Genomic DNA, 4121 nt, shown 5'->3' with positions numbered 1-4121 from the left:
TGAAAACGGCGAAAATCGAAGGTTTGAACGAGTTTTACGCGACCCAGGACGGCTTTTTCCGTCTCCTGGCTGCGTTGATCAGACAATCCCTAGGTACACGCCGAGCACGCCGGTGGCCGCGCCGATCGCCCAGCCCAGGACCGCATGCGATTCGGTGGCGGTGGTGTTCGACCAGGTGCGCCCGCGCAAGGCCGGCCACAGCATCAGCCCTGCCGGAATCGCCAGCAGCGGAACCGACAGGAACACCCAGCGCCAGCCGGCGTGCTGCACGATCAAGCCGCTGATGCTCGGCCCGATCAACGACGGCACCACCCAGCCTGCAGAGAACGCCGAGAACACCCGCGGCCGCAGGTGTTCCGGATACAGCCGCCCGACCAGGACATACAGCGCCACCGAATAGGCACCGGCGCCCAACCCCTGCAGCAGCCGGCCGGCGATCAACAGCGGCATGTTCGGCGCCAGGCCGGCGATCAACAGGCCGACCACGAAGCACAGCAACCCGGCGCCCAGCGCACCACCGGGGCCGCGACGGTCGCTCCAGCGCCTGGCCGCAGTCATGCCCACCACGCTGGTGGCCAGCGTGCCGCCGAACGCCAGCGCGTACAGCGGCAAGCCGTTCAATTCGCGCGCCACGGTCGGCATGGCGGCGGCCACCGCCAGCGATTCGAAGGCATTGAGCGAAACCAGCGCCACCATGCCGAGCGTGGCGGCGCGATACGGCGCTGCCAGGATCGAAGTGGGGTGCGTGTCGTGCAGCGGTGCGGCGGGCGGTGCGGTATTGGTGGGCATCGAACATCCAGGGCGGGTGGGCATGAGCAGAACCGTGCTGCTTGCATCGGTCATGGCCGCGCAGCATCCTGCCTCAACCAAGGTTGAGGTCAAGGCAATGCAGCGGGAGTTGTCGGTGGGCGAAGTGGCCAAGCGCAGCGGCGTGGCGGTATCGGCGCTGCATTTCTACGAGCGCAAGGGGCTGATCCGCAGCCTGCGCACCGCGGGCAATCAGCGGCGTTATGCGCGCGATGTGCTGCGGCGGATTGCAGTGATCCGCGTGGCGCAACGGTTAGGTGTGCCGTTGCAGCAGGTGCTGGACGCCTTCTCGGTCTTGCCGGATCAGCGCACGCCCACCCGCGCGGAGTGGGCGCGCATGTCCGCACGCTGGCGCGAGCAGCTGGATGCACGCATCGGCGAGCTACAGGCCTTGCGCGACCAGCTCACCGATTGCATCGGCTGCGGTTGTCTCTCGCTGCGGCGTTGCCGGTTGAGCAATCCGGACGATCGATTGGCCGGCGATGGCGACGGCGCCCTGCGATTGGGTGCGCCGACGTCCCGCCAGTTTTGAGTAGCGCCGCAATCGGGCCGATGGCTTTGATCGCCGCCGATGCGTATTTCATGAGCAAAGCGGGGGGGAAGGCTGCCGAGTTGCTCGACAACCGTGCCATCTACACCCAGACCGATCGCCAGGGGACGCAGTGGTCGTTCAATGGCACCGCGTGGGCGCGCGAGGGCAAGGCCGATACCACCGATGATGGCGTGGACAATCCCACGTCCACGCAGATCGTGGCCAGTTACGCCAAAGCACGCGAACTCAATTACCAGGCCACCAACGCCGCTGCCGCGCTGGCGTTGAAGGATGCGCCAGCACCGCAGGATCCGTAACGGTTGCCGGCCAACGCCACCGATCCGCCCAGCCTGAGCACGGCCGACTGGGCGCGCGATCCCACCGACGGACAATGGCGGCGCACGCTGCAAAGCGGTGTGGTCGCAGACGCCGATAGCGCCGTGTACCGTACCGATATCGCCGCGCCAGCGCGTGCAGCGGAACTGGACGCACAAGCGCAGCAGGTGATCGCCGGCAACATCGCCAACAGCCCCGGTGCGATTGCGGCGCGTTATGAACTGGCTTATCAGCGCAGCGGCTGGGCCCCCGCCGGTTTGCCATTGTCGGACACACTCCGCCAGGCCCTGCCGAATCCAGATGCGTTGACCGCGTCGGATGGCCACGCCTATCGCCGCGATGCGCAGGGCCACTGGTCTGGTGAGGGCGGCATTGCCGCCGGCAATGTGGCGCTGGAACTGGAGACCACGCGCCGCCTGCTACAGCCGGCCCTGGCCGAGCATGCACAGGTCGTTGCGGCCATCGCGCAGTCGCCGCCCTCGCCGCAGGATCAACAGCGCGAGGAAACGCTGTACCGCTATCGCATCACGGGCACCGAGCTCAAACCGGATTGGCAGCAAGCCATCGAATTGGCGACACAGCGCACGCGCGCGGCGCATGGACTCACCGGCGATGGCGCCATGAAACTCCAACGCGGCACAGGCGGCACGTTTGGCGCCGATAGTCCGATTGCGCATCTGCAACGCGATGCCGATGGCGTAGACCGTGTTGCCGCAGTGACCAGCAGTGAGGACATTCGCCAGGCGTTGCGCGAGGTACAAATGCGCGGGCAGGGCCTGGCGACTGACGCTGAACGCGCGCTGCCGCAGGTGGCCGCGCAGCCCTTGCAGCCTAACGCCCAGCAGGTAGCGCCGCACGCAGCGCCCGAGATCGCCACGCTCGCCACCGTCAACGTGCGTGCACCCGAAATCGACAACGTGCCTGTGCCAGCCATCCCGGCTGTCGGACCTTCGGTTGCACCGCCAGCGCTAGGCACTGACAACGGTTTGCCCATCACCGCAGGAGTAGCTGCCAGTTTGGCGCCCAGCGATCAGGGACACCTGCAACCCGGCGACCGTGGCGCCGAAGTGCAGGCGCTGCAGGCCAGTTTGATCCAGCTGGGCATCAACGAACGGATCAAGACGCCGGTGGTTATCAACGTCACCTACGATCAGCGCACCGCGTCAGCGCAGCGCGTCAGCGCAGCGGAAGCGATGGAGGCAGAAATCGCAGTATTCAAATCAGCAGTTGCACTTGACTCTTCGAACGGCCATGCCTTACAAGCATTCTATGACCATCGCGAGCAGAAAGACGCAAATGAATACTCAGATATGCTCGGCCACACCACGGCACGGTCGCACACGAGTTGCAAAAAAGCGACGTGTCGCACTCTGAGACAGACAAGCGCCGCGCATCGATGCTGCCGCAGGAGCGGAAAGTGATGTGTTTTGACAAGGAAGTTTTTCTCTATGAAGGATCTCAAGCCCGGTTCTCTGCGAGAAGATCATTCTTTCGAAGATAATTGCTTTACTAAACGGCTGCTGCCGAGAGTCGAAACTAAGACGCTGCTTTCGCCCTTCAGAGCTAGTGAAATTAGCTGTTGACGAAAAATTCCAAGCCATTGTCGGGAAGTAAAAATGCCATTTTTGAATGAGTTTATTCCTGAGTCGGATGTTGTTAAATATAACCTGGAAGCGATCGACAGGGGCTTCGTGGTCGGTGGCACCAATGCAAGAGACTGGACAATCGACCGTGACCGCAATATGTATCTTCGCAATGTTGCAAATGGGGCAGGTACTGAATTTGAAGTCAGAAATCAGACGAAATTCTCATTCCACTGGCATGGCGAGATTTTAACGCTGAGACTGGATTTGGTCGGCGGTGGAGGTGCGCGAGATCAGTCCGGATGGTCCCACTGGAGACTGATGTGGATCAATGACGGGAAAGGACTGCCCGCGCATCTTAAGGCTGACAAGGGCCAATTCATGGCTGACCTCCAAGATGCCTTGCTCGCATACAAGGATTTTGGCGTCCATTCCAGAAATACGGACTACCACATCGTTCTTGAAGTCGATGGTAATTTATATTATAAAATATGATTCAGTCATAGGGTGGGGGTGTCACCATGGCATTCGTAAGTGAGTTTATTTCCCAAAATGATGTTGCTAGATACGATATTTTATCGATTGACCGTAAGTTTCTGATTGGAGCAACCAGCGCCAGAGATTGGGTCATTGATCGTGAGCGTGAAATCTATTTGCGAAACGTGGCGCATGGCGGCGGGAGTGAGCCTGAAATCCGTAATCAAACACAGTGGACATTTTATTGGCACGGTGAATTACTGACGTTGCGACTTGATATGCTTGAAAGTGGAGGGGGGTGGATTCACTCACGAAGTGCAAGGGTATCGTAGTTGAAAAAGACCTCGGCTGGAGTGAGATAGCTCAATCGTTTTCTGGGTCGGTTG

The 4121-nt window shown here is 61.2% G+C and carries 3 protein-coding genes and 3 pseudogenes; 5 read left to right on the top strand and 1 reads right to left on the bottom strand.

All coding sequences use genetic code 11. From position 1 onward, the window contains the following. Positions 1–87 precede the first annotated feature (87 nt). A pseudogene (locus XcuCFBP2542_RS18555) lies at positions 88–789 on the bottom strand (MFS transporter); the annotation flags it as partial. 97 nt (positions 790–886) lie between these two features. On the opposite strand from XcuCFBP2542_RS18555, the gene soxR reads away from it, so the two are divergent. From soxR to XcuCFBP2542_RS19450, 5 genes and pseudogenes are all read left to right on the top strand, one after another. Further along, a complete protein-coding gene (soxR, locus tag XcuCFBP2542_RS18550; protein ID WP_104605691.1) occupies positions 887–1339 on the top strand; it encodes a redox-sensitive transcriptional activator SoxR in 453 nt (150 codons plus the stop codon). Further along, a pseudogene (locus tag XcuCFBP2542_RS20160) lies at positions 1267–2442 on the top strand (hypothetical protein); the annotation flags it as partial. The gene soxR and the pseudogene XcuCFBP2542_RS20160, both read left to right, overlap by 73 nt. Positions 2443–2880: 438 nt before the next feature. After that, positions 2881–3258, top strand: a pseudogene (locus tag XcuCFBP2542_RS20155) (type IV secretory system conjugative DNA transfer family protein); the annotation flags it as partial. 33 nt (positions 3259–3291) lie between these two features. Then, positions 3292–3753: a hypothetical protein gene (locus tag XcuCFBP2542_RS18535; RefSeq protein ID WP_104605687.1), complete on the top strand. Its 462-nt coding sequence runs from the start codon at positions 3292–3294 to the stop codon at positions 3751–3753. Between the two features lie 26 nt (positions 3754–3779). Further along, a complete protein-coding gene (locus tag XcuCFBP2542_RS19450) occupies positions 3780–4067 on the top strand; it encodes a hypothetical protein (protein ID WP_146090364.1) in 288 nt (95 codons plus the stop codon). Positions 4068–4121: the final 54 nt, after the last annotated feature.

This window comes from Xanthomonas cucurbitae, assembly GCF_002939885.1.
GTDB lineage: Bacteria > Pseudomonadota > Gammaproteobacteria > Xanthomonadales > Xanthomonadaceae > Xanthomonas > Xanthomonas cucurbitae.
The sequence above is the reverse complement of the archived record's forward strand: the minus strand, read 5'-3'. Positions and strand labels throughout refer to the sequence as shown.

Coding starts and splice junctions, on each gene's coding strand:
- soxR (WP_104605691.1), top strand. CDS start 887: ATGCAGCGGGAGTTGTCGGTGGGCGAAGTGGCCAAGCGCAGCGGCGTG.
- XcuCFBP2542_RS18535 (WP_104605687.1), top strand. CDS start 3,292: ATGCCATTTTTGAATGAGTTTATTCCTGAGTCGGATGTTGTTAAATAT.
- XcuCFBP2542_RS19450 (WP_146090364.1), top strand. CDS start 3,780: ATGGCATTCGTAAGTGAGTTTATTTCCCAAAATGATGTTGCTAGATAC.